Here is a 26,688-nt window from a genome sequence, read left to right on the forward strand (position 1 = left end):
ATTGTTATTTTGCTTGTTTAAACGCTTCTTCGTATTCCTGAATAATCTGCTTTCCGCCGCTTGACTCCCATTTTTCCACCTCTTTATCAAACTGGCTTTCTGTGATGTCTCCAATCATATATTTATAGGTCGCGTCATCAATGATTTTCTTCAGTTCATCTCCCCGTTCCGACTCCGCAGCGGAATACAGGCTTTCAGCAGGGTTTGAAACGATGATCTTTTCATTGTCTTCGGTCAGCTCCTCGTACGCCGTCCGAAGCGGATCCCCAGTGTTTTTTAAGTAGGCTTTATCAATGGCGATTAAGGCCGACAGCGGCTGAATATCAGTCTGCCAGTCTTTCACTTGGCTCTCCTCGCGTGTGAACGTTTTGCCCTCTCCTTTGTTATAATGAACGCCGTCAATGCCATAAGTCATCAGGCTATAGACGTCTTCTTCGGCAATTCGGTCAAAAAACGCCAAAATCCGTTTAAGCTCAGCTTCCGTTTTCACACTCGTTTTTGGAAAAGCAAACAAGCCGTTATGCCCTCCTGATGCCCACACCCGCTCTTTCCCATCTGGGCCTTTTATGCGGTTGATGATTTCAAGCTTCATCGATTTATCGGAGGCATGGTCGCGCAGATTAACCGCATCTACCATATTCCCAATATAGATGCCGGCTTTTCCTTGAGAAAACAGCTCCTGCTGCTGGGTTTTGCTTGTGACGGGAAAATCCTTATTCATATAGCCGTTGTCACGCAGTTTTTTCATATAATTCATTGTGTCTTTGTATTCTTTCGTCATGAAATCAGGCGTGAATTTGCCGCCTGATTCCTTCCAATCTGTCGGCATGCCTTCATACGAGCCGAGCGTTTTAAACGCGCCGTAAATTAAGTCATTGCGGTCTGTCAGCCCGAATGTATCGTCTTTTCCATCCTTGTCCGGATCGTCCTCCGTAAACGCTTTGGCCACTTTATAAAGTTCATCAAGCGTTTCCGGCGTTTTCAAATTCAAATTGTCGAGCCAGTCCTTCCGAATGACGATGCCCTGTCTGGAAAGCGGACGCTCTCTGTATATCCCGTAGAGCTTGCCGTCGATTGTTACGTTTTTATTAATGAGTTTGTTCATTTTGCTTAAGTTCGGATAATCTTTGATATAATCGCCAATCTCCCAGAACATTCCTGATCTGAAGGCATTCATGACTGACGAATTTTTAATATCTTGGATGGTCACGATTTGCGGAAGATTGCCGGCTGCAAGCGCCGCATTCAGCCTGTCTTCTTTCACCGCATCCGGAACCCAGGTGATGTCCAGTTCTGTATTTGTCAGCTTTTCAATTTCTTTAATCGCCCTGTCTTTCGGCGGTTGCTGGTGATACAAAATCGCCATCCAAGACAGCTTCACCTTTGAATCCGAGTCAGCTTTGCCTTCAGCCGAAGACTGATCAGCCCCTTTACAGCCCGCCAGCACTCCGCCAAATGCAAGTACAAGCACAATCAAAAACACCCTCCATTTGTTTCCCATCGTACCCCTCCGTTTCATTTTCTTTATCCTTTGACAGATCCCAGCAAAGCTCCTTTTGCAAAATGCTTTTGTATAAATGGATAGACGAGCAGAACCGGGATGGTCGCCACCACAATCACGGCCATTTTAATGGTTTGCTCAGGCGGCGGGCTGCCCGACCCCATTTCTGACATATCCCCCTGCATCCCGCTTGATACAATCACGATTTGGCGCAGAAGCACCTGAATCGGCCATTTAGCTGAATCATTTAAGTACAAAATCGCCGTCATATACGTGTTCCAATATGTTACAGCATAAAATAGTGAAATCGTTGCGATCGCAGGAAGTGACAGCGGCAGCACAATTTTAAAGAAAATGCCCAGGTCATTGCACCCGTCGATTTTCGCGGACTCCTCCAAGCTCGCCGGGATATTTTGAAAGAAGTTTTTCAGAATGATCAGGTTAAAGGCATTAATGGCTGTCGGCAAAATGAGGGCCCAGTAAGAATCAAGCAATCCGAGTGATTTGACCACAAGGAAAGTCGGAATCATGCCGCCGCTGAAAAGCATCGTAAATACGACGAGAAACATGAGCGGCTGCCTGCCGATTAAATCACGGCGGGATAATCCGTAAGCCATCAGTGACGAAAGAAACATGCTGACCGCAGTGCCTATCACTGTCACAAACACAGAAACAAGCAAACTCTTATAAATAATATCTGTTGAAAAAATGTAACGATAAGCATCAAGCGAAAAAGTGGTCGGTATTAAAATGAATTTTTTCGACACGACTTCTTCTACTGTGGCGAAGGATGCTGCGATGACATGAATAAACGGAAGTACGCATATTAAAGCGAACATCAGCAAAAACCCGTAAATCAAAATATCAAACAGGCGACTTTTCAATGAATGTGCGATAGCTCCCACCTCTCTTTTGTAAGCGTTATCATTATTTTCTGAACGAGCTGCAGCTTGTGACGATATCGTGTCTAAAATGTAGCAAATCTGTGATCGCCATGTCTATAATCATTTGAACAGAGTCCCCCGGCACGGCGGGGGCTGCCGTGAATGAAAATTGATCACAAAAGAAAAAGAGCATAATCTTAGAAAATGATTATGCTCCGTTCTCTTCCTCTTTCAGAAGCTCGGCCGTATTGATTTGTGGTGAAAATCCCAGTTCATTGACAGCGGATTCAATGGACCATGGCCGGCCCGGATTATCAGAGACGGCGTAATAAGTGCCGTACCGGATATTGGTTTCAATGGCGGCTTTAAAAATTGACAGCAGATCGGGATGAGAAAGCAGCGTTTTTTTCGTCCGTTCTTTTTCATGCAGCGTATCCATTTCATCTGTGACGACTGTTCCGATTCGAAGGTTGATCACTGAAAGCTTATTTTCCAAATAAAATAAATGGCCGATCTGTTCCGAGGTCAGCTTTAAAACACCGTACAAGTTTTTTGACAGCGGATAATCGCTTGTTGTGATTTCCCGTCCTAAGAGAGAACGCCCGTCTTTTTCGTACACATCTGTGACATGATTGCTGCTGGCGAACACGAGCTTTTGAATGCCGAGCTCCGCTGCGGCGCGGCACAGATAATAGCTTGCCCTATAGAAAACATCCGTCATTTTCTCAAATTCAGCGATGTCCATGACATCGTATTTGATGTTGACAGCCAATAAATTTAAGATCACATCGGTATCTTTCGGAATCTTCTTTAACAGCTCCTCATAATTTGCCGCGTCAGCCTGAATGGAAGAGGCTGTGCCATCGAAATGATCTTTATCAAGCACTGTCACTTCATAATCTGAAATAAGCCCTTCAGCCAGGAGTCTCCCAATTACACCATTTCCGCCGGCGATCAGCACTTTTTTCACTATGTTCACTCCCCTTTTTTATAGATTGCCCATTTTCGGCGGGGCTGACACTTTTTTTGGCACGCACATGCTTTGGTTTATTCAAAAGTCACCGGCAGCTCCTCAAGCGCCCGAAAGCCAAAAAGCGGCCGGTACCGCCATTCAGAATCAGCGAGCTTGAGGCCGTGCATTCGCTGCAGAAGGGTATGAATCGCAATTTGTGCTTCTAATCGTGCCAGCGAGGATCCTAGGCAAACATGATGTCCCTGACCGAATGAAAGATGCGGATTAGGGCTTCTGGTTATATCGAAAACATCGGCTTGCATGAATATGTTTGGATCTCGATTGGCAGCCCCTAACAGCAGATAGACTTGTTCCCCTTTACGAATCGTCACCCCGCTGATGTCAATATCTTCTGACGCAACTCTTGCAGTCATTTGCGTGGGGCTTTCATAGCGTAAACATTCCTCAACTGCGGTATCAATAAGATCTGGGTTTTCTTTCAGCTTCAGAAGCTGTTGTGGATGCTGCAGCAGACAAAGGACTGAATTGCTGATGAGATTGACCGTTGTCTCATGTCCGGCGATCGCCAGCAATACACACGTAGATGCCACTTCCTCTTCTGTCAGCTTATCCTTTTCTTTCCCCTTCAATAGCATGCTGACCATATCCTGCTGTGGATGCCGTTTTCGCCTTTGAATCAGCTCTCTAAAATATGCCATGGCCTGTACAGAGATATGATTGCCCTCTGTTAATGCTTTTCTTGACCGGGTAAAATCAATCGTTTGAATGAGACTTGAAGCCCATTCTTTTAATTGCTCCCTATCTTCCGCCGGTACGCCTATAATGTTAGCTATGACGTAGCTAGCTAAAGGAAAAGCAAAGTCCGAAATCACCTCCATCTTTTTTTCACCTTGCACTTGATCAAGCAAGTGATGGACAGTTTCATCGATATACAGACGATAGCTCTCTGCCATTCTCGGAGTAAACGCTCCGCTGGCCAGCGTCCGCAATCGCCTATGATCAGGCTGATTCTGAAACAGCATCATCTGATTTTGTACATGTTTAAGATCCTGATATTTGATTGACGTCTCAGGGAGCGGGGTCCGGACTTTGAATCTGGCATCTTTCAGGATAGCTGCCGTTTCTTCATATCCTGTGACATACCAGCCCGGGTATTTCAAGAAACTCCCTTTATATATAGGATGAACAGCACGCAACGTTTCGTAAAAAGGATATGGGTCTTTCAAAAACTCAGAAGATGCAGTTGAAAATGCAATTGTCATGTGTATCTTTCCTCTCTATTAAAAAATAAAAAGCAATCGACATCACACCGATTGCTTTTATTGATTCTTTCAGCTTTTCGCACTTAAACTGGCCTTCATTTCTTCGACAGATTCTACTTCAAAGCCTAAATCATTCAGCATTTTATGGTCCTCCGTCTCCTCTTGTCCGGCAGTTGTTAAGTAATCTCCGACAAAAATGGAGTTAGCGGCGTAAAGCCCTAATGGCTGTAATGAGCGGAGATTGACCTCTCTTCCTCCGGAAATGCGGATTTCCTTTGACGGATTGATAAAACGGAACAGTGCCAGCACTTTTAAACAATACAGCGGGTTTAATTCATTGACGCCTTCTAACGGCGTGCCGTCAATCGCATGCAAAAAATTCACCGGAATGGAATCCGCGTCAAGGGCCTTCAAACTTTTTGCAATATCGATGACGTCCTGTTTCGTCTCCTTCATTCCGATAATGGCGCCTGAACACGGGGACAACCCTGATTCTTTTGCCATTTCAACCGTATTGACCCTGTCATCGTATGTATGTGAGGTCGTGATGTTTGAATGGTTTCTCTGTGAAGTATTCAAATTATGGTTATAGCGGTCTACTCCGGCTTCTTTCAGCCGCTTCGCCTGCTCCGGCTTTAACAGTCCGAGACACGCACAAACCTTCAATCCATATGTCTCTTTAATTTCCTGCACCGCGTCTACGACCTGATCCACTTCTCTGTTGGACGGCCCCCTGCCGCTTGCCACGATGCAATATGTGCCGATATTTAGATCGTGCGCCCGCTTTGCGCCTTCTAGAAGCGTTTCCTTATTCACCATCCGGTAAGACTGAATCGGCGCTTTTGAAATCGCGGACTGTGAACAATAGCCGCAGTTTTCCGGACAGAGTCCTGATTTCGCATTCATAATCATATTGAGCTTTACTTTTTTTCCATAAAAGTGTTTTCTGATATGAAAAGCCCCATGCATTAAAAGCAAAATATCTTCATCAGGACAGTTTAATATCGAAAGCGCCTCTTCGTCGGTCACTTCCGCTCCAGCAAGCACCTGGTCTGCGAGTTCCATCCATTGATTCATTCTCATACCCCCACTTGATTCATCAGTAATGATAGATTGATATGGTCTTTTACCATATGTAGAACCGTTTCTTTCGTCACGTTGGCAAGCTTTGGCGTAATCCCTAAAATCGGCACATCGCATAAGCGCTCAATCATCCCAGGATTGGTTTTTTCATCATCATCAGGGGAACCACTGATTCCATTGATGACAATTCCGGCAATTGGCAGCCCCATACTTTTTGCATATTGGACGGTTAAAAAGGTATGATTAATTGTTCCAAGATGAGGACGTGCCACAATGATGATGGGAAGCTGTAGCGCTTTTACGACATGACTGACTAAAAAATCCTCTCCCAATGGCACAGAAATACCACCCGCACCTTCTACGATAAAGCATTCATGTTTTTCTCTTATCCGCTCCCAATGGCTTAAAACCTCTTCCATGGTGACAGCCTTTCCTTCCAGCTTCCCTGCAACATATGGTGCAAGTGGCGCTTTGAAGGCAAAAGGCGTAATGTCTTCATGAGAAAGACTCGTCTGTGACGTATTTTTCAGGAGACTAGTGTCGCTCTCCGGATGATGACGAGATATACCGCTTAAAAATGGTTTAAACACCCCGACATCTTTGTTATGTTCTCGCAATAAAGCGGCGATTCCGCTGGATATAACCGTTTTCCCCACTTCTGTATCTGTTCCTGTCACAAAAAAACCCCTCAAATGATGTGCAGCTCCTTTCCAATTGAATGAAATGATTTCAGCAAATGATTAATATCACGAATACTGTGGTCAGCAGTGATTGTTAATCGGATCCGGCTTTCACCTCGCGCAACGGTCGGCGGCCGAATGGCAGGGGCATAAATCCCATTGTTCTGCAGTTTTTCAGCAAATGTGACCGTTTTTCGGGCATCGCCGATGATCACAGGAATAATCGGCGTGTGATCACCTTTTACCACATAACCCATGTTCTTCAGACTGGTTCTGATCATGTTGATATAAGAAAATAAAAGCTGCCGTTTTTCCCTGCTGGCTTCAATGATGTTGAAAGCCTCATAAGCGGCTGCACAGCTGACTGGCGGAATAGCGGTTTGAAAGATAAATGTTCTGGCATGGTTGAGCAAAAAGTCGACGAAGGCCGCTGAACCTGCAGCAAAACCTCCTTCCGTGCCAACAGCTTTGCTTAAGGTGCCGATCACAATGTCAGGACAAACACCAAAGTACTCACTCGTTCCTCCTCCTGAATCACCCAAAACACCTGTGGCATGGGCATCATCAACGATCACGAAGGCATGATAGCGTTTCGCAAGTGAGATGATTTGATCAAGAGGGGCAATTGTGCCATCCATGCTGAAAACCCCGTCTGTTACGATAAAACGGCGCTGATAACGCTGTGTTTCATTCAGCTTGTTTTCAAGATCATCCATATCAATATGCCGGTAAACAACTGTATCAGCCTTAGACAGCCGGCAGCCATCAATCATACTTGCATGATTGAGTTGATCACTTAAAATAACATCTTCCTTTTCTGGCAATGATGAAAGGACACCGACATTGGCTAAATAACCGCTCGAAAACAGTAAAGCCGCTTCCGTCCGTTTAAAGGTGGCAATCTTTTTTTCAAGCTTTTCATGCCAAACCGAATTGCCTGTCGTTAAACGGGAGCCGCTGCTTCCTGCCCCAAATTGCTGCAGTGCTTCTTGGGCTGCAGAGATCAAGCGGCTATGGCTTGCCAGTCCTAAATAATTGTTTGAAGACCAGACCGTTTGATTCTCTCCATCAATTTTCCTCTCTGGAACCGGAGCCCCGTTCATTGTCCGCAGATTACGGTATACGCCGGCTTCCTTCGCTCTGTCTAACCGCTCGTTTAACCAGGCATCAATCTTCAAGGCTGGTTACCTCTTGGATCGCTTCTTTCATAATGGCAACCATTTCCGCGAGCTCTTCAGCTGTGCTGGCGAGAGGAGGCAGAAATGCAATCACGTCCCCCAGCGGCCTTGTCAGCATGCCAAGCTCTCTCATTTTTAAGGAAACTTTGTAGCCAACCCGCCGATCAGCAGGGTAAGGCTTTTTGGTCTCCTTTGACTGAACAAGCTCTGCACCGCACATAAAGCCCAGCTGCCGAATATCTCCCACGTGAGGAAGAGTGTACAGATCTTGAAGAAGGAAATGGAGTTTTTCACTTTTTTGCGCGACTTGTTCCACAATGTTTTCAGATTCAAATAATCTCAGATTTTCAAGTGCAACCGCACAGCCGAGCTGATTTCCTGTGTAGGAATGACCGTGGAAAAAGGTTTTTTGGTTTTCATAATCATCATAGAATGCCTTATAGATGTCTTCAGTGGCAAACGTAACGGCGATTGGCAAATAGCCTCCTGTAATGCCTTTGCCGGCAGCCATCAGATCAGGCTGGACATTCTCGTGCTCACACGCAAACATTTTCCCGGTACGGCCAAAGCCTGTGGCGACTTCATCAACGATCATTAAGACATCGTATTTAGTACATAGCTCGCGCACGCCTGCCAAATACCCTTTGGGCATCACAATCATCCCGGACGCTCCTTGAACCATTGATTCAATGGAAAGTGCGGCAATGTCCTCATGATGTTCTTCGAGCAGCTGTTCAAGTTCTCGCAGGCACTCATCACGGCACTCATCAGGATCGCCGCTTTCAGAGCGATACACATAAGGAATCGGAGCTTTGTAACTATCAAACATTAACGGGCCGTATACGTGGTGGAACAGTTCAATTGAACCGACACTGACGGCGCCAATCGTATCACCGTGATAGCCATTTTTCATTGCGATAAATTTTTGTTTCTCAGGCTTTCCGATGTTCTTCCAATACTGAAACGCCATTTTTAGGGCTATTTCCATCGCTTCTGCACCGCTGTCTGAATAAAAGACTCGCGTGAGCTTATTTGGGCTGATGTCGATTAATGCTTCGGCAAGCTGGGTTGCTGGAACGTTGGTCATGCCCAATAACGTGGAGTGCGCAATTTTTCCGAGCTGCTTTTTTATCGCGTCATCTAATTCCTTTTTGCGGTGCCCGTGGACATTAAGCCAAACAGAAGAAAAACCGTCATAGTATTGCTTGCCGTTTATGTCTTTGACTTTGATTCCAGTGCCGCTTTCGATGATTAAGGGGTTTTCATCATAATCTTTCATTTGGGTAAACGGCAGCCAGAGGTGCTTTTTACTGTTTTCTATCAAATCATGAGTCATGCTCTTCCTCCCACTCTATCAAAATAGGCTGCTTCTCCAGATCATGTATGTACGTGTTTACATCTTCGGAGCCATCAATAAAAAAGATCCGGCAGCCCTCTTCAATCCCGTATTCTTTCATTGCTGTAATACGCTGATAGCCCATTTTCTTACCTGCTACGTAGCCTGTTATGTAATCAGGGTCATCTGACCAGCATAATTCTGCAACGGCTGCCAGGTGCCGGCTAACCTTTGAAGCGAGCGCAAGTGCCTCTTTTATTCTAGAATGTGCCGGCACGTGACAACGAAGCGCCCATTTTTCAAAATTAGCGTCCGGCCAATCCATTCTGGAGACACGCACCCCTTTTTCTTTTGTTTGATCAATCCGCTTGCCTGAGTGAATATCAAACAAAACAGCTCCCCTGACACCCGACCATGAAGGGATTTGTTCATATGCTTTTGCAATCACTTCTCGTGAAACGCCTTCTCTTTCCAACAACAATCGGGCAAGCTTTTGTCCCTCTTCCGGGGAGCTCACTTCGTTCGTATGCACTGGCAATGGCTGTATGGTTTTTATCGGTTCATGAACCTCTTCAAATTGAATTTGCATAAAATCAGGCTTTCCTCTTGAATGGGATAACCCTTTTTCTAATAAGGCATTGACTGTACGCTGCATCTCATGGAAAGGAATAAGCCGTTCTCCGCCAGATATATGCTTTCCGCCGTCTTCATGAGATCCATTCATAGATGCCCTCATTCTGACACTATAAAATGTTTCTTCTTGCATCCATTCTCGCCCTTTCACTAATAACTGAAGAACGTATATCACATCCTATTCTAATTGTTAACCAATTATAAATTAAAGTTAACAATTAGAATATTATTATTCACATACGATTCTGTCAATATAGGAAATCTTCATTTTGTTTTGGGGCTGGTCCTTGAAACGAGCAAAAAGACCGTTTTACAGTTAAACGGTCCTAGCCTTAGATGTCTATTCCTCTGCGTTTTTTTCGATTTCTATACTTGATGAACAAGCCGATCCCATTTACCATCATCAGCCCAAAAATCGTATTGCCTAACGGTGCCCAGCCATTCTCACCTGTGAAAAATAAGGACAGGGCCACCTTCCCAACAAGTGTCACATTCAATAGGATTAAACCAAATACAAGCGACCGCTTCCAGAAAGCAGCCAAAATAAAACCGAGAAAAACCATCATGAAAGCAATTGTTAAAACAGCCGAGACCGGACTGCTTAAAAGCATTTGCTCGAATTCCAGCACTTTTTTCATTTGCAGATCAATCTTCTTAGGTTCCGGAAACCAGACCATACTGCTCATCATCAATACAAAAGTGATGATGATGCCTTTCCAGCTGCGCTTATACGCAGCATAAACCAATACTAATAAAAAGAGGGGTCGGATATACCAGCTTAATGGATTGAGATGCCGCCGGAAAGCCCAATCCAAAATGTCTTGTAATTCCATTGGTTCCACTTCCTTCGCTCAAATCTGCGCCTTTCTGCCAGTTTCCTGTAACCGTCACAGCCACTTTTGCAAAAACCGGACAGCTTCATGCCTCATGACTGCTGTTTCGAAATGCCCTGAAGCGGAACGGACCACCCGATAGCACTCAGAAGCTCCCTGTCCAGCATACACAGCTGTCAATTCTTTTTCGATTTTGTTCACACCCTCAGCCGGCGTTAACCGGTCGTGTACACCAACAAGGCTAAGGTGCGGGCGCGGCGCGATCATGCTTTGGATCTCTGAGGCAGAAAAATGCTTAGCAAGCGACGGGACGTAATAATAAAAGCCGTGCCGGTCAAGGTTCTGTGTTTTCATCAGCACGTGATGATCTACCTGGCTGCATAAATCCACACACACCTTAATCCGGTCATCGAGCGCCGCTGTCCACCACGCCATCAACCCTCCCATAGACATGCCGATGGTCCCGATTCTGTCAGGCTGAACATCAGGGCGAGACTGCATATAATCTAACGCTCTTAAACTGTCATAAATCATCATGCCCCACATCACTCTTCCGGCAAGAAGCATTTCTTTAAAAATCTCGCTTTCCGTTTTTCCCCGCCGATCTCCAAATCCCCAATGATCAATCGCAAGCACGCTGTACCCAAGAGAAGTCAGCTCACGGGAAAAAGAAGGCGCTTTCAAATGATCCGCTCCTTCCATCAGTTCACTTTTTCCCCTGTCATACTGGCCGCCATGCGAATGTTGAAACAATACGGCTGGACACGGCCCTTCTACAGACTTCGGTTTCACAAAATAAGCGGGCACCTTTTCATGTCCGTTTAGATCGAGCAGGAGCGTTTCAATGATGTTTCCTTCTCTTTCTTCAATACGCAATGTCTCCGTACTGATTTCCCTCCGATCAGGCAAATCTCCAAGCAATCGAAACAGCTGCTTTCTTCTTTCCGTACTCATTCCCTCACCCTTCCTTATTCGCTTACTTCACATTTACGAGACGAATCTGGTTTCCCCTTTATTTTTCCAAAACAAATCGCATCATTTACTAAATATTTAGTGAATATAACGAAATATTCCGAAAATAATTATTGTAACCGCTTACTTTCATATGATAGTATCAATTTATCAAAAACAGATGAGTTAATATTTTACTAAATAGATGAGAGGGATAACCATGGTTAGGATTAAAGATATCGCCTTGAAAGCTAATGTTTCAAGTGCAACTGTGTCCAGAATATTAAATGAAGATGAGTCGCTTTCTGTTGCAGGTGAAACGAGACAAAGAGTCATCAATATTGCCGAAGAGCTTGGCTATCAAACGGTTGCCAAACGCCGGAAAGCCCGCGGGCACAAACAGCGGGCCCAGCCGCTGATCGGCGTACTGAGCTGTCTGTCCCCTGATCAGGAACGGCAGGACCCTTATTTTTCTTCGATTCGCAAAGGCATTGAAAAAGAATGCTTTGAACAGGAAATTTTCATTACAAATTCGATTCATCTCGGTTCCTTTCAGGAGCATATCTTTCGGGAACTGGATGGTGTCATTGTCATCGGCCGTGTTCATGATGAAGCGGTTAAGCATATCAACGGAAGGCTGGAACATGCCGTATTTATCAATCATTCTCCTGATCCACAAGCATACGATTCGATTGGCATTGATTTTGAATCCGCTTCACGCCAAGCGATTGATCACCTTTTCGGTCTTGGTTACAAACGGTTAGGCTACATTGGCGGACAGGAAAAAGAGCATACGCTGAAGGACGGCCAAAGCATTCGCAGAACGATTGAAGACAAACGGCTGACCGCCTTTTTGGAGTCCGCCGCCCCCCAGTCTGAGCATGTGCTGATCGGAGAATACAGCATGCGTGAGGGCTATCGCCTGATGAAGAAAGCAATCGCTCAAGGCAATCTGCCGGAAGCATTTTTTATCGCTAGCGATTCCATGGCGATCGGCGCATTAAAAGCGCTCCAGGAAGCCGGACTCCAAGTGCCGCGGGATACGGCGTTCGTAAGCTTTAACGGCATTGAAGAAGCTGAATTTGCCAGCACGCCACTAACGACGGTAAAGGTGTACACAGAGGAAATGGGCCGTACAGGCGTGAAACTGCTGCTTGACCGCCTCAATGGGCGTACGCTTCCTCATCATGTCACCCTGCCCACAACATTAATCGTGAGACAAAGCTGCGGATATACAGCTAAGGAGGTGACATAAACAAGCATTCATCACGATAATAAGGAGGAAAAGATGAAACACATTTTTGTTTTATTTCTCTCTCTTATTCTGCTTGTTCTGCCCGGATGCTCAGCAGAGAAAAGCTCAGCAGATACCGCAAAAAAGACGTTAACGATTTATTCTACAATGTCAACGGACAGTGAAAGAGATACGTTCAGAAAACTGGCGGCAGCGTTTGAAAAGGAACACAGAGACATCCGTGTCAGCCTTCATTTCCCAGGCAATGACTATGAAAATATGATGCGTGTCAGAATGGCAGCCAATGATTTGCCTGACCTTTTCGATACACATGGCTGGGGAAAAATCAGGTATGGAGAATATACAGCTGATCTCAGAGATATGGAATGGACCCAAGATCTCGATCCCAATTTAAACAGCATCCTCAAAAATAAAAGCGGAAAGGTGTATGCCTATCCGATCAATCAGGCAAAAGACGGTCTGGCATATAACCGCAATATTTTAGACCGTTACGGCATTAACCCGCCGGAAACCATGGATGACTTGATGAAAGCGCTGAGAACGATTAAAGAAAAGAGCAAGGGAAGCATTGTGCCCTTCTGGTTTGCCGGCTATGACAAAAGCTCATTCGCCCAATATTACGACCAATTCGCTACACCTCTTCTCATCACAGATCCTGCCCATAATGAAAAAAAACAGCTCACCAACGGCACTTTTCATTGGAGCAAATTCACTTATTTATCAGACATCCTTAAACAAATGCAGAAAGAAAAATTGATCAATATTGACGCCGTAACCGCAAAAAAATCACAGCTAATTGAATTAATGGCCCAAAACAAAATCGCCTTTACGATGCAAGGCGGCACGCTTGGCCAAGACGTTGCCCAGATCAATCCGAAGGTCAAGGTCGGCATTATCCCGACACCTGCCATACATGACGGTGATGATCCGATATGGATCGGCGGTGAACGCTACACACTTGCAGCATGGAAAGACTCCCCTCACGTAAAGAAAGCAAAAGAATTCATCGCATTTATGGCCCGTCCCGCCAATGCCAAACAAATGGCTGAAGCCACGTCGCTTCCTTCAGGACTGACCAATGTGAAAGCTGATATTTTCTACGCAAACGACTATGAGCATTATCAAGAAGTCAAAGTCGAGCCTTACTTCGACCGTTTATACCTGCCAAATGGAATGTGGGATGTCCTGGGCACGGCCGGGCAGGAGCTTGCGGCTGATATTTTGACGCCTCAAGAGATTTCGAAGAAGCTGGGAAGAGAATACAAACGACTCCGGGAGCAATCGGAAACACAGGGAGCTGAAGAACAATGAGTGAGATCGCAAGAGACGTTCATGTGAAACAGGTTAAGCCGAAAAAGCAGTCCTCACTTTGGTGGATGTATATTCCTGCTTTGCTCTCCGTTCTGGTCTTTATGATTTATCCGTTTGTGAAAGGCGCATTGATCACCTTTACGAACTGGAACGGCTTTTCACAAGTTTACCAATGGGTGGGATTCGCGCAATATGAAAGGCTGTTTTCTGATCCTGACACCTGGCACATCTTAAAAAACACGCTGCTTTACGGACTCGGCAGCACCTTTTTCCAAAATGCGGTCGGACTCCTGTACGCCCTGCTCTTGAATCAAAGCATCAAAATGAAAGCGATAACAAGAACAATTGTGTATTTGCCGGTCATGATCAGCCCGCTCATTATGGGCTATATTTGGTACTTTTTCTTCTCCTATGACGGAGGCGCGCTCAACGATTTGCTTGGTGTATTCGGCATCAGCCCGATCAATGCGCTCGCCAGTCCATCGCTCAATCCGTGGCTCATTGTCATGATTAACACCTATCAATATGTCGGGATCGCTATGGTTGTCTACTTAGCTGGCCTGCAAAGCATTCCGAAAGACTATTATGAAGCTGCGCAAATGGATGGCGCGAAACAAGGCCAGCAGTTTTTTAGCATTACGCTGCCGCTGTTAATGCCCTCGATCACGATTAATATGGTCATCAATATTATCGGAGGCTTAAAGCTGTTTGATGTCATTATCGCGCTCACCGCAGGCGGTCCCGGAAATGCGTCACAATCCATGTCCACTTTTATGTACGATTTGTATTTCAAACGGCAGGATGCCGGCTATGCCGCAACACAAGGCATATTTATGGCATTTGTCATTTTGATCATCAGCTTTTGTGCGCTAGCGTACTTTAAAAGAAAGGAGACGGAAATGTCATGAAAGCCGCCCGTTCAAAAAACATGCGGATCATTACGATTCTTGCCGCCATTGTGGCCTGTGCGCATTTTATTCCTTTTTACATCCTTCTGACCACTTCATTAAAAGCAAAAGGAGACTACAGTTCAAAATGGCTGTTTCCAGCCGACATCTCCTTTCACAATTTTTCAGAAGCGTGGGAGCGCGCTTCGTTAGGAAATTCATTTATAAACACCATCATCATCACAGGTTTTTCTGCCTTGTTATTGATTATATTCGGCTCACTTGCCGCCTACCCGCTTGCCCGGCGGGAAACAAAACTGAATAAAGCCGTTTTTGCCTTGCTGATTTCCATTATGATCATCCCTCCGTTAACGTCGATGGTGCCTTTGTATCGAATGGTCGTGGACGCCGGAATGGTCAATACACACGCCATCGCCATTTTGATCAATACAGCGGCTTATATGCCGTTAACCGTATTCTTGTATTCTGGCTTCATCCGTTCGACCATTCCAAAAGAGCTTGAAGAAGCCGCAAGAATAGATGGCGCAGGCATGCTGAAAATCTTTTTTACGATCGTGTTTCCTCTGCTGAAGCCGATCACTGCGACCATCTGTATTATTTCCTGTGTCTTCATATGGAACGACTATCAATTTGCGATTTTCTTTTTACAAGATCAAAAGGTTCAGACATTAACAGTAGCCATGGCAGGGTTTTTCGGAGAAAACGCCAACAATCTGCATTTAGTTGCCGCAGCCGCGCTTATGGCGATGCTGCCGATGGTTATTCTGTTTTTGGCGCTGCAAAAATACTTTATTGCCGGCCTGTCATCCGGAGCGGTAAAGGGATAACATTAAAGGAGGAAGCAATATGAAAAAGATTACATTTATCGGTGCAGGGAGCACCATTTTCGCCAAAAATGTTTTGGGAGACTGCTTGTTAACAGAAGCACTGAATGGATTTGAATTCGCCCTTTACGACATTGATCCAAAACGCTTGCAGGAATCCCAGTTCATGCTCGAAAATCTGAGAGACCGCTATAACCCGAGTGTGGCCATCAACAGCTATGATGACAGAAAACTCGCCTTGCAGAACGCAAGCTATGTCATCAATGCGATTCAGGTTGGAGGGTATAAACCGAGCACAGTCATAGATTTCGAGATTCCGAAACGGTACGGGCTGCGTCAGACGATCGCCGACACAGTCGGCATCGGCGGGATCTTCAGATCACTCAGAACAATCCCGGTCTTATTTGATATCGCAAAAGATATGGAGGAAATGTGCCCGGATGCGTGGTTTTTAAACTACACAAACCCAATGGCCTCACTTACAGGCGCCATGCTCCGCTATACGAACATCAAAACAATCGGGCTCTGCCACAGTGTTCAAGTGTGCACGAAGGATTTATTCAAATCTCTCGGAATGGAGCATGGCGGAATCGAGGAGCGCATCGCGGGCATCAATCATATGGCTTGGCTTTTGGAAGTCAAAAAAGACGGCGTAGATCTATATCCGGAAATCAAAAGGAGAGCAGAAGAAAAACAAAGAACAAAGCATCATGATATGGTGCGGTTTGAATTGATGGATAAGTTCGGCTATTATGTCACGGAATCATCCGAACACAATGCAGAATATCATCCATACTTTATTAAACGGAACTATCCCGAGCTGATCAGCGAGCTGCAAATCCCGCTCGACGAATATCCGAGAAGATGCGTGAAACAGATTCAAAATTGGGAGAAAATGCGGGATGATATCGTTAATAATAAAAACCTTACGCACGAACGCTCAAAGGAATATGGTTCAAGAATTATAGAAGCAATGGAAACGAACGAGCCGTTCACCTTTGGGGGAAACGTCTTGAATACAGGACTGATCACCAATCTTCCTTCAAAAGCGGTTGTGGAAGTGACATGCGTCGCCGACAGAAAAAAAATTACCCCGTGCTTCGCCGGAGAACTGCCTGAGCAGCTTGCAGCCTTAAACCGGACGAATATTAATACGCAGTTGATGACAATTGAAGCCGCTGTTACACGAAAAAAAGAAGCGGTTTACCAAGCGGCAATGCTTGATCCGCATACAAGCGCGGAGCTTTCCATGACTGACATCATCTCCATGTGTGACGATTTATTTGCAGCACACGGCGATTGGCTTCCGGAATACAAATAAAAAAACTAGGGGGCCTCTCCCCTAGTTTTTTGGTTTTGTTTCGCCTTCCCAAGCCATCATGCCGCCTTCAACATTGGCTGTTTTAAAGCCCTGCTCATCCAGGTACCTGCAGACATTCATGCTGCGCATTCCTGAGCGGCAGATAAATACGTACTCTTTGTCTTTGTCAAAGGTGTCCATTTTTTCAGGAATATCTCCCATCCGAATATGAACGGCTTGCGGGATCATGCCTTCCGCCACCTCTTCATCTTCTCTGACATCAATTAAATATAGTTCTTCATCCGCCTCAATTTTTTCTTTCAAAACGGCTGTGCTGATTTCTTTTATCTCCAAAGAAAACACTCCTATTCACAATGATCATGTTCAGTATATCAAAGTCAGCTGGACGATTGCTATTTACAGACTGATGAAAAAAATCCCCTTTTGGCAAAGGGGATTTTTTCTAGGCTTAGTTTGCCACAATATTGACAAGCTTGCCAGGCACCGCGATGATTTTTCGAATCGTTTTGCCTTCAAGCTGCTCTTTGATCTTTTCATCTGCTTGAGCAAGCTGTTCCAGCTGTTCTTTCGTCGCATCGGCAGGAACCTGTAATTTCGCTTTTACTTTTCCGTTCAGCTGAACAACGATTTCAACTTCATCATCCACAAGTTTCGTTTCATCATATTCAGGCCAAGCTTCGTATGCAATCGTGCCGGAATGGCCAAGCTTCTCCCAAAGCTCTTCCGCCAAGTGAGGCGCGACAGGAGAAAGAAGCTTCACAAAGCCTTCCATATATTCTTTCGGCAGCTCTGTTGCTTTATACGCTTCATTAATAAAGACCATCAGCTGGGAAATACCCGTGTTGAAACGAAGGCCTTCGTAATGGTCTGTGACTTTCATGACCGTTTCATGATACACGCGCTCCAATGTTTCACCATCGCCTTCAACGATTTTGCCATTAAGTTCACCGCTGTCTTCAACAAACAGGCGCCATACGCGGTCAAGGAAGCGGCGCGCGCCGTCTAATCCTGATTCAGACCAGGCGATTGAAGCATCAAGCGGCCCCATAAACATTTCGTACAATCTCAGCGTATCAGCACCGTGGGAGGCAACGATTTCGTCAGGGTTGACAACATTCCCTTTAGATTTACTCATTTTTTCGTTGTTTTCGCCGAGAATCATGCCTTGGTTGTACAGCTTTTGGAATGGTTCTTTCGTCGGCACTACGCCGATATCATAAAGGAACTTATGCCAGAAGCGGGCGTACAGAAGGTGAAGCACGGCATGTTCTGCACCGCCGATATACATATCAACCGGAAGCCATTTTTCCAATTTCTCTGGTGATGCCAGCTGATCCGGATTGCGCGGATCAATATAGCGCAAGAAATACCAGCAGCTTCCCGCCCATTGCGGCATTGTATTCGTTTCTCTTCTTCCTTTTTTACCTGTCTCAGGATCTGTGACTTCCACCCAATCTTTAATGTTCGCAAGCGGTGATTCGCCTGTTCCGCTCGGTTTGATTTCATCCGTTTTCGGCAAAATCAGCGGCAGCTCCTCTTCCGGCACAGCCGTTGATGTTCCATCTTCCCAATGAATGACCGGAATCGGTTCGCCCCAATAACGCTGGCGGCTAAAGAGCCAGTCGCGCAGACGGTACGTCACTTTCTTCTCGCCGTTTTTCGTTTCTTCCAGCCAAGCGATCACTTTCACAATCGCTTCCTGCTTGTTAAGGCCGTTGAGAAAATCTGAGTTCACGTGCTCGCCGTCGCCAGTGTACGCTGCTTCCTCAACATTTCCGCCTTTCACGACTTCCTTCACCGGAAGGCCAAATGTTTTGGCGAATTCAAAATCACGCTCATCGTGGCCAGGAACAGCCATAACAGCACCTGTTCCGTATGAAGCAAGAACGTAATCCGCAATCCAGATCGGCAATTTTTCTCCGTTTACAGGATTGATCGCATAAGCGCCTGTGAAAACGCCTGTCTTTGTTTTCGCAAGATCTGTACGCTCAAGATCACTCTTTGATTGAATTTCTTTGATATATGCTTCAACAGCTTCTTTTTGCTCTGCCGTTGTGATGTTTTCCACCAATGCGTGTTCCGGAGCAAGCACAGTGTATGTAGCGCCAAACAGCGTATCTGGTCTTGTCGTAAACACCGTAAAGGATTCAGCATGTCCATCTACAGCAAAATGAACGTGCGCGCCTTCAGAACGGCCGATCCAGTTGCGCTGCATATCTTTAATGCTTTCCGGCCAGTCAAGCTCTTCCAAGTCTTCAAGAAGCCTGTCCGCATATGCTGTAATTTTCAGCATCCACTGCTTCATCGGGCGTCTCTCTACCGGATGGCCGCCGCGTTCACTCTTGCCGTCAATAACTTCTTCGTTGGCAAGAACCGTACCGAGAGCAGGGCACCAGTTTACAGGCACTTCGTCAACGTAAGCAAGGCCTTTTTCGTAAAGCTTTAAGAAAATCCATTGCGTCCATTTATAGTATTCAGGGTCAGTCGTATTGATTTCACGATCCCAGTCATATGAGAAGCCAAGCGACTGAATTTGGCGGCGGAAATTATCGATATTCTGCTTCGTAAACACAGCAGGATCGTTCCCTGTGTCAAGCGCGTATTGTTCAGCCGGCAGGCCGAATGCGTCCCAGCCCATTGGATGTAGGACATCATAGCCCTGCATGCGCTTCATGCGGGACAGGATATCCGTAGCTGTATATCCTTCAGGATGGCCGACGTGCAATCCCGCTCCTGACGGATAAGGAAACATGTCCAGCGCGTAAAATTTTTGTTTTTCATTATTATCAAGAGTGGCAAATGTTTTGTTTTCGAGCCAATATGTTTGCCATTTCTTTTCTATCTCTTTGTGCTGAAAACTCAAAGTAAAAACCTCCTTCTGATTGAATACGGCGTTTATGGTTCAAGTATTGACGGGAAGGAGAGGATTATATTCAGAATATTCCCAAACTAAAAAAAACTCCCTCATCCCTAAAAGGGACGAGAGACTTTCGTTTTCCCGCGGTACCACCCTCGTTAGCGCGGCATGCGCCGCACTCACTTGATACTTTTAACGCAGTTATGCGTCAGCGGCTTTTCACCGCTGCAACTCTGAGGTGAGTTCGGAAACAAACTTGATTGACTTTCACCAGCCGTCAACTCTCTGCAACAATATCTGCTTCTTACTGCTCCTCTTCATTGTTCTTATCGCAACCGTAATCTTAACTGTATTTTATAGAATTCTGTTCATAAGTGCAAGCAGGTTTGTATACAATGGGAATGTACCCTGAACGGGCGAAGATTGAGGACAATTATTCGGGTGGAGTTTTGGTTTGACGTTTGGACTCGGCCGGTTCGCCTCCGCTGTTCATTTCTCTCACAAAGTCAAAACTTCTGAGAACAGCTTCACCGCCGTAGCCTGAGATAATGGATAAGATGACAAGTTGAATTCCTGAATCGGGGTCAGCGGATAATACAAGTAAAATGGAAGCTGTCATTCCGATAAACCAATCTTCCAAAAATCCAAGGTAGATAAACCGCTTCGTCATTCTGGGCTTCTCCAGCCTGCCTCTCTTTTTCACATGACCGAGAATCCCCATGATTCCTCCAATTACACAAGCAATAAGTACCTGATGCAGCATCTTCATCATCACCTTCCTAAAGCCCTTATTTCGTAAAGCGACTTCAGGCCATCCAGCCCCCTTAAACGATTCCGATGATTTTCGATATCTACATACTGGCAAATCTGAAAAAAGCTTGTTTCTTCCATTATATGTGAACACATGATCGGTAAGCTTGATGCATTGGATTCATTTTTCACCCAGTGACATTGACCTAGTCACTCATTTAGCTACTTCCGTTCATATGTTCAATCTCTGTTCTTATTTTTAGTGTATACGAGGACAAGCCTTGATGACAAACAACAAACTGCGCTTGCTTGAATCAGAACATGTGTTGTGCTACGGTTACTGTAGAATTCATTAAAAAAGGGGAATACCAGGCTTTCGCACAGTTAGCTGACAGCCTAAGGGGGATTTATATGGCTAGTTTTCAATCATTTGGAGTACAAGGACAGCTGGAAGTCATCAAAAAAGCGCTTGATCACGCGCGAGTCGGTGTGGTAATTACAGATCCTGCACTTGAAGATAATCCTATTGTCTACGTAAACCAAGGCTTTGTTCAAATGACCGGCTATGAAGCCGGAGAGATTTTAGGAAAGAACTGCCGCTTCTTACAGGGGAAACACACAGACCCCGCTGAAGTAGACAACATCAGAATCGCTTTGCAAAATAAAGAACCGGTTACCGTTCAGATCCAAAACTACAAAAAAGACGGAACGATGTTCTGGAATGAATTGAGTATTGATCCGCTTGAGATCGAAGACAAGACCTATTTTGTCGGAATTCAAAAAGACATCACCCAGCAAAAAGAGTATGAAAAACTTCTCGAGGATTCCCTCACAGAAATTACTGCACTTTCAACGCCTATTGTCCCGATTCGCAACGGCATTTCGGCCCTTCCGCTAGTCGGCAACCTGACAGAGGAGCGATTTAATTCCATCGTCAGCACATTGACGAATATCTTATCAACATCCAAAGATGATTATTTGATCATTGATTTATCAGGATTAGCCCAAGTAAATGAACAAACCGCCGACCAGATTTTCAAGCTGAGCCATTTGCTGAAATTGACCGGAACCGAATTAATCATTACCGGCATTAAGCCAGAATTGGCTATGAAAATGAATAAACTGGACGCCAATTTTTCATCGCTGAAAACATATTCAAATGTAAAGGATGCCGTTAACGTGCTTCCGATTATGTAAAAAGATCCCGCTCATCCGGCGGGATCTTTATTATGAAGAGATTGATGCTTGCTTATTTGTTTCTTTAGCCGGTTTTATCCGTTTGTCATATAAAAGCGTCGTGGCAATACTGATCAACAGCAAAACCAAAAGAGATAAGACAAGAGCCTGAATGCCGAAATGATCGACAAGCAAACCGCCGAACAACGGACCAATCATTCTGCCGCCTGTCGCCGCGCTGTTGACAAAGCCTTGGTAAAATCCTTCCTTCCCTTTAGGGGCAAGCTGGTTGGCAATCGTCGGCACCGCAGGCCAGACAAGCATTTCCCCTATGGTCAGGATCACCATGGCAGCCAGAAACATCGGGAAATGCTTTGCCGTCAGCAGCATGCTGAAGGATACAATGAAAATGATAAACCCGATGACCATTTGCGCTTTCAGCGACTCCGCCCATTTTTTCACTACAAAGCTGACAAGCGGCTGGCCAAGCACAATTAAAATCCCGTTAACCGTCCACAGCACGCTATATAAGGAAAGAGATATTCCAATGCTTTGTGTGTACGAAGCAATTGTGGTAGACCACTGAGAATAAGCCAGCCATCCAAGTACATAGCCGCTGCTTAATATGATGAGCGCGGCAAATTTTGCTTTGCTGTTTACGGCATCATAATCAAGCACCGATGTTTGAGACGCATCCTTCGTCTGAATATTTCGAAATCCGAAATATACGATAAAGAAAAAGGCCAGATACAATGCAGCATTCGCCAAAAATACGTATGAAAATGAGAAAGACGCCACTACACCGCCAAGCGCTGACCCAACGGCCACACCCGCGTTTTGCGCAACATATATCGCATTAAATGCCTTCCTTCCCCCTTCAGGCCACACCGATCCAGCCATTGCGTAGCTGGCCGGAAAAACAACACCGGAACCAAAGCCCACAATCGTCAGCAGCACAATATAGGCCGGCCACTCATGAAAAAAGACAAGGCCCATCAGGCTTGCTAACGTAATCGCAATCCCAAGCATAATCGATTTAAAGCCGCCGATTTTATCAAACAAAAAACCGCCGCATAAATTTCCTGCCACACTGGCGCCGGAATTCAGCATCAGCACAAGTCCGGCTACTGTTAATGACTTTCCTAAATGATTATGGATATAAATCGTATTCAGCGGCCATAAAAAAGAAGCACCCGTCACATTAATAAACATTCCAATGATTAAAATTTTAAGAGCACGCGGCACACTAATCCCCCTTTCTTACCTAAAAAAGCTCATGAAAAAAACGAAACCTAAAACGGCTCCGTACGAATCGAGTTATCATAGCACATTCATTCTATCTGTCTATCTCACATTTTTCAACTGATGAGCGTGAAAAAATCTAACAAATATTGTTCAGAAATTGTAAAATAAATAGAAAAAGGGGGCATTTTATGGAAATGACATTAGCATTTTTAGGTTTTCTTGCATGTCTCATTTCGCTTGGCTATGGATTGTATCACCTCGTCAGATATGTGCTGAAAAAGGAAAAACGTTTCTCTAAGAAACTCTTTTGGCCGCTTTTGATAGGAGGTCTGGTGCTGCTCTTCACCGGAGCAGGATTGTCAGAACCTGATGCTGCTGCAGCAAATGCTGAGAAAAAATATTCAGCGCTAAACGCCGAATATAAAAGTCTCACAAAAGAGCATGAAGCACTTGAGAAAGAATATAAATCTGTCAGCTCAGAAGCAAAGAAATTGAAAGACAACACAGAAGCTCAAGACAAGCTTGAGAAGCTTAAAAAAGAAAATAGCGAACTAAAAAAGACTCAGAAATCATTAAAAGCTGAGATTAAAGAGCTTCAAGAAAATCAAAAACAGCTCAAAGAAGATACAAAAACGGTTAAGGCTGAAAATGAAACACTCCAACAAGATAACACAAAGCTTGAAAAGCAATTGAAAGAGGCAAAAAGCCAAACTGCCAGTTCTCATGAAGACACTGGAAATTCTTCAAGCCATACCTTTAAAAATGATGAAGCCAAAACAGCTGACACAGCAGAAGGCTGTAATATTAAAGGAAGCAAAAACGGCATCTACCACACGCCGGGCAGTACATACTATGACCGGACAACCGACCCGGCTGAAATGTTTTGTTCAGTTGAAGAAGCTGAAGCCGCCGGTTACCGGGCGCCAAAACGATAAACAAAAAGCTCCAGAATCTCTGGAGCTTTTGCTGTTTCACAACGACGATTTAATAACCTTCTTATAATAAAGAACTGACAGAAAACCAAAAATCGAGTAGAGCGCAGTATATAACACCATCACCACTATCATCGGCGTCCAGACCTCAGATCCGAATAAGAACCAGCCGGATTGGACGGCAAAGTAGCTGTGGAAGAGACCGACAACCAGTGGAATGCCGAAGTTGTACATTTGTTTGATTCGTATCCCCTTTATCAGGTCGCCCTGCGTAAAACCGAGTTTTCTCAAAATCGTATAATTCGGTTTTTCATCTTCACTTTCACCCATTTGTTTAAAGTAAAGGATACACCCCGAGGTGATGAGAAATGTTAATCCTAAGAAACCAACGATGAACATGACCATACCAAAAAGAGATTTTTGCGCAATACTTGTATCCAGCCTTGATAAATGCAGATCTTTCTTGTTCACCTTTTGAAAAAGCTCATTTGCTTTTTCAAGCTGATCTCCATGTTTCATATTAATGCCGATAAATTCAGATTGCGCCAGCTGAATGCGAGGGTCTTTATCTTTATTCAGCTGTTTAAACAGATTGTCATCCACTATGACTGCGGGCAGTCCCCCGCTTGTAAACGTGTAGGATACAAGAAACTCATCTCTTAATCCTTTATAGTGTAATGGTTGCGTTTCATGCTTGCTGTTTACTTTAATGCTGCCCGAGTCTTTTAAAACCATTATTTTTTGCAGCAAGTCGGTGTATCCTGAGAAAACCGCCTCCCCAGCCGCCACATCGACTCCGTTTACATCTTTGTCGCTAACAACAGCAAGCTGTAATTTGCTAGGATCCCCCTGCATCTCTTTCGGGGTTCCATCCATGATATTTGTGACATCAAAAGACGATTGCAGGACAGGCATTTCTTTTTTGACGTACGAAATGTCATTTTCACTCAAACTGCTTTCAAATCGTTTGGCATCTTTCTCATTCATGAATGAAAAATCCGCCGCTACATTTTGTTCAGCAGTTTTTTCTGCCGAGTAATACGAGATGTAAGCAAGAGATAACAGCCCGATGGCGAGCGCTGAAACGGTTGTAATAATCGTCAGCAGCAACGCGTTCGATTTCATTCTGAACATGATTGATGACAGTGACAGGACCTCAGAAATATTTAAGTAGCCGCCCTTGCTTTTTCGAATGATGTTCGAGATAAACGTAACCGATCCTTTATAAAACAAAAACGTCCCGATAATGACGCTCCCCAGGATGAAGCTCATCGCACCAAACAGTTCATTAATGGTCTTAAATTTTCCGCCAAACAACTCAGAAGATACATAGTATCCTGTCAAAATCAGCACGATGCCTAAAGCGCCGATCAGCATCTGGAAAAATGATATTTTCTTCACTTTATCTTCAGTGGAAGACGCCACTTTAAATAAAGATAATATACTTTGTTTTTTGATAAACGTATAATTCATGACCATAATCAAAAGGTAAATGCCGCAGAATACAATGATCGTTTGGATCAATGCTTGCTCGGAAAAATGCAGTTTCGCATCAGCTTTGACATCGACAATTTTGAACAGAATCATCAGGACAAGCTTCGATATCGAAAACCCAGCCACTACCCCCATCGCTAGGGAACCGAAATACAGCATGATATTTTCTGCACTTAAGATACGAAAGATTTTATGCTTCGTCATTCCGATTAATTGAAACAGCCCGATTTCTTTACTCCGTCTTTTAATAAAAATCGTATTGGCATATAAAATGAAGATTGCCACTACAGCCACAAGCAAAATCGAAGCAGTTTTAATGGCCGCGGCTCCCTTGATTGAAGCCTTCACTTCGTTAATCGCAGGATCATATTGGAGCGTGACAAAAGCGAAATAAAGCGCCACGCTAAAAATGAGCGCAAACACATACAGATAGTAATTCCGAAGGTTCTTTTTCAAACTTCGCAGGATGAGCTGATTAATGTTCATGCTGCACCCCGCCTAACACGCCTTGCGTTTTCATGATATCCTGGAAAAACGTCTGTCTGTCTTGGCCTCCTTTATTCAGCTGTGTATACATTTGCCCGTCCTTAATAAAAATGACTCTCCCGCAGTAGCTTGCGGCGACGGGATCATGGGTGACCATAATGATCGTGGCGTTGCGTTTCTGATTGAGCTGACTCAGCTTGTTTAATAGATCAGAGGCTGATTTCGAATCGAGCGCTCCGGTCGGTTCATCAGCGAAAATAATGCTCGGGTCATGTATAAACGCTCTGCCGGCCGATGTTCTCTGCTTCTGGCCTCCGGAAATTTCATTCGGGTACTTATCCCGCAATTCATAAATTCCCAATTCCTTTGCAACTTCCTCAAATTTGCGATTGGCTTCCTTTTTTGATAGTTTCGTGATCGATAATGGCAGAAGGATATTCTCTTTCACTGTCAATGTGTCTAACAAATTGTAATCTTGAAAGATAAAGCCTAAATGCTGTTTTCTAAATTCAGCCAGCTGCTTTTCCTTCATAGAAGTCATTTCATTTCCGTTAATGTTGATCGTTCCGTGACTGACCTGATCAATCGAAGACAGCACGTTAAGCAATGTGGTTTTCCCGGACCCTGATGCCCCCATAATACTGACAAATTCGCCTTTTTGGATATGGATATCAATGCCTTTGAGCACTTCTTGTTTATTCAGTTTGTTTCCATAGCTTTTTCGAATTTTATTTGCTTGTAAAATCATCATTTCTATAATCTCCTTTATATTGGATAATCTCATTATAAAAAGGAATGCCGGGCTTTTCCTTCGA

Annotated in this window: 24 protein-coding genes and 1 other annotated feature; of the genes, 7 read left to right on the plus strand and 17 right to left on the minus strand. The window is 44.7% G+C overall.

What is annotated here, in order from left to right; genetic code table 11:
• Positions 1-4: 4 nt before the first annotated feature.
• The 11 genes from AC0C66_RS07710 to AC0C66_RS07760 all read right to left on the minus strand — a co-directional run bounded on the left by AC0C66_RS07710 (position 5) and on the right by AC0C66_RS07760 (position 11,317).
• Positions 5-1,501, minus strand: coding sequence for an extracellular solute-binding protein (locus AC0C66_RS07710; protein WP_072181994.1), 1,497 nt, complete (start codon positions 1,499-1,501; stop codon positions 5-7).
• A gap of 23 nt (positions 1,502-1,524) precedes the next feature.
• Complete coding sequence (locus AC0C66_RS07715) at positions 1,525-2,385, minus strand: carbohydrate ABC transporter permease (protein ID WP_072181993.1); 861 nt, start codon at positions 2,383-2,385, stop codon at positions 1,525-1,527.
• A gap of 208 nt (positions 2,386-2,593) precedes the next feature.
• On the minus strand, positions 2,594-3,355 hold the full coding sequence (locus tag AC0C66_RS07720) for an NAD-dependent epimerase/dehydratase family protein (RefSeq protein ID WP_014114833.1): 762 nt from the start codon (positions 3,353-3,355) through the stop codon (positions 2,594-2,596).
• A gap of 77 nt (positions 3,356-3,432) precedes the next feature.
• Positions 3,433-4,620, minus strand: coding sequence for a cytochrome P450 (locus AC0C66_RS07725; protein WP_072181992.1), 1,188 nt, complete (start codon positions 4,618-4,620; stop codon positions 3,433-3,435).
• A 69-nt stretch (positions 4,621-4,689) separates the two neighbouring features.
• Entirely contained in the window at positions 4,690-5,697 is a 1,008-nt protein-coding gene (bioB, locus tag AC0C66_RS07730) for a biotin synthase BioB (protein WP_014114835.1), read from the minus strand.
• A gap of 2 nt (positions 5,698-5,699) precedes the next feature.
• Entirely contained in the window at positions 5,700-6,395 is a 696-nt protein-coding gene (gene bioD, locus AC0C66_RS07735; protein ID WP_072181991.1) for a dethiobiotin synthase, read from the minus strand.
• Positions 6,392-7,561 carry an 8-amino-7-oxononanoate synthase gene (bioF, locus tag AC0C66_RS07740; RefSeq protein WP_072181990.1) on the minus strand — a complete coding sequence of 390 codons (1,170 nt, stop codon included), beginning with the start codon at positions 7,559-7,561 and terminating at the stop codon, positions 6,392-6,394. Before bioF ends, bioD begins: the two co-directional genes overlap by 4 nt.
• Positions 7,551-8,897, minus strand: coding sequence for an adenosylmethionine--8-amino-7-oxononanoate transaminase (gene bioA, locus AC0C66_RS07745; protein WP_461845662.1), 1,347 nt, complete (start codon positions 8,895-8,897; stop codon positions 7,551-7,553). The genes bioF and bioA overlap by 11 nt, the downstream gene beginning before the upstream one ends.
• A complete protein-coding gene (gene bioW, locus AC0C66_RS07750; RefSeq protein ID WP_461845663.1) occupies positions 8,887-9,663 on the minus strand; it encodes a 6-carboxyhexanoate--CoA ligase in 777 nt (258 codons plus the stop codon). Before bioW ends, bioA begins: the two co-directional genes overlap by 11 nt.
• Before the next feature lie 199 nt (positions 9,664-9,862).
• Positions 9,863-10,363, minus strand: a complete 501-nt coding sequence (locus AC0C66_RS07755) for a hypothetical protein (protein ID WP_072181987.1) — start codon at positions 10,361-10,363, stop codon at positions 9,863-9,865.
• Positions 10,364-10,417: 54 nt separating this feature from the next.
• On the minus strand, positions 10,418-11,317 hold the full coding sequence (locus AC0C66_RS07760; protein ID WP_461845664.1) for a dienelactone hydrolase family protein: 900 nt from the start codon (positions 11,315-11,317) through the stop codon (positions 10,418-10,420).
• A 217-nt stretch (positions 11,318-11,534) separates the two neighbouring features.
• Here AC0C66_RS07760 and AC0C66_RS07765 point away from each other — a divergent pair, with 217 nt between their 5' ends.
• The 5 genes from AC0C66_RS07765 to melA are packed head-to-tail and all read left to right on the plus strand — an operon-like array spanning position 11,535 to position 16,933.
• On the plus strand, positions 11,535-12,569 hold the full coding sequence (locus AC0C66_RS07765) for a LacI family DNA-binding transcriptional regulator (protein ID WP_461845665.1): 1,035 nt from the start codon (positions 11,535-11,537) through the stop codon (positions 12,567-12,569).
• A gap of 33 nt (positions 12,570-12,602) precedes the next feature.
• Positions 12,603-13,880 (plus strand): ABC transporter substrate-binding protein, encoded by a 1,278-nt coding sequence (locus AC0C66_RS07770; RefSeq protein ID WP_088679918.1) that lies wholly within the window; start codon positions 12,603-12,605, stop codon positions 13,878-13,880.
• Positions 13,877-14,788, plus strand: a complete 912-nt coding sequence (locus AC0C66_RS07775; RefSeq protein ID WP_088679917.1) for a carbohydrate ABC transporter permease — start codon at positions 13,877-13,879, stop codon at positions 14,786-14,788. Before AC0C66_RS07770 ends, AC0C66_RS07775 begins: the two co-directional genes overlap by 4 nt.
• Positions 14,785-15,615: a carbohydrate ABC transporter permease gene (locus AC0C66_RS07780; RefSeq protein ID WP_014114845.1), complete on the plus strand. Its 831-nt coding sequence runs from the start codon at positions 14,785-14,787 to the stop codon at positions 15,613-15,615. The genes AC0C66_RS07775 and AC0C66_RS07780 overlap by 4 nt, the downstream gene beginning before the upstream one ends.
• A 19-nt stretch (positions 15,616-15,634) precedes the next feature.
• Positions 15,635-16,933: an alpha-galactosidase MelA gene (gene melA / locus AC0C66_RS07785; protein ID WP_088679916.1), complete on the plus strand. Its 1,299-nt coding sequence runs from the start codon at positions 15,635-15,637 to the stop codon at positions 16,931-16,933.
• A gap of 21 nt (positions 16,934-16,954) precedes the next feature.
• Here the strand turns inward: melA and AC0C66_RS07790 are convergent, their stop codons facing one another.
• The 3 genes from AC0C66_RS07790 to AC0C66_RS07800 all read right to left on the minus strand — a co-directional run bounded on the left by AC0C66_RS07790 (position 16,955) and on the right by AC0C66_RS07800 (position 20,559).
• Complete coding sequence (locus tag AC0C66_RS07790) at positions 16,955-17,266, minus strand: rhodanese-like domain-containing protein (RefSeq protein WP_088679915.1); 312 nt, start codon at positions 17,264-17,266, stop codon at positions 16,955-16,957.
• Positions 17,267-17,381: 115 nt separating this feature from the next.
• Positions 17,382-19,796: a leucine--tRNA ligase gene (leuS, locus tag AC0C66_RS07795; RefSeq protein WP_472973523.1), complete on the minus strand. Its 2,415-nt coding sequence runs from the start codon at positions 19,794-19,796 to the stop codon at positions 17,382-17,384.
• Positions 19,797-19,905: 109 nt separating this feature from the next.
• Positions 19,906-20,120, minus strand: a binding site (T-box leader).
• A 103-nt stretch (positions 20,121-20,223) separates the two neighbouring features.
• Complete coding sequence (locus AC0C66_RS07800) at positions 20,224-20,559, minus strand: DUF4257 domain-containing protein (RefSeq protein WP_003223352.1); 336 nt, start codon at positions 20,557-20,559, stop codon at positions 20,224-20,226.
• 392 nt (positions 20,560-20,951) lie between these two features.
• Here AC0C66_RS07800 and ytvA point away from each other — a divergent pair, with 392 nt between their 5' ends.
• Positions 20,952-21,737, plus strand: coding sequence for a YtvA family blue-light photoreceptor (gene ytvA / locus AC0C66_RS07805; RefSeq protein WP_014114852.1), 786 nt, complete (start codon positions 20,952-20,954; stop codon positions 21,735-21,737).
• A 30-nt stretch (positions 21,738-21,767) separates the two neighbouring features.
• On the opposite strand, the gene AC0C66_RS07810 is transcribed toward ytvA, so the two are convergent.
• The gene (locus tag AC0C66_RS07810; RefSeq protein WP_072181979.1) at positions 21,768-22,961 is read right to left on the minus strand and encodes an MDR family MFS transporter; all 1,194 of its coding nucleotides are present in this window, start codon (positions 22,959-22,961) and stop codon (positions 21,768-21,770) included.
• A 188-nt stretch (positions 22,962-23,149) separates the two neighbouring features.
• On the opposite strand from AC0C66_RS07810, the gene AC0C66_RS07815 reads away from it, so the two are divergent.
• Positions 23,150-23,896, plus strand: coding sequence for an LMBR1 domain-containing protein (locus AC0C66_RS07815; protein ID WP_472973524.1), 747 nt, complete (start codon positions 23,150-23,152; stop codon positions 23,894-23,896).
• 36 nt (positions 23,897-23,932) lie between these two features.
• Here AC0C66_RS07815 and bceB read toward each other — a convergent pair whose 3' ends face one another.
• Positions 23,933-25,873, minus strand: coding sequence for a bacitracin ABC transporter permease BceB (gene bceB, locus AC0C66_RS07820; protein ID WP_072181977.1), 1,941 nt, complete (start codon positions 25,871-25,873; stop codon positions 23,933-23,935).
• Positions 25,863-26,624, minus strand: coding sequence for a bacitracin ABC transporter ATP-binding protein BceA (gene bceA / locus AC0C66_RS07825; protein ID WP_003223342.1), 762 nt, complete (start codon positions 26,622-26,624; stop codon positions 25,863-25,865). The genes bceB and bceA overlap by 11 nt, the downstream gene beginning before the upstream one ends.
• Between the last annotated feature and the right edge of the window lie 64 nt (positions 26,625-26,688).

This window comes from Bacillus sp. VA13, from assembly GCF_055710085.1.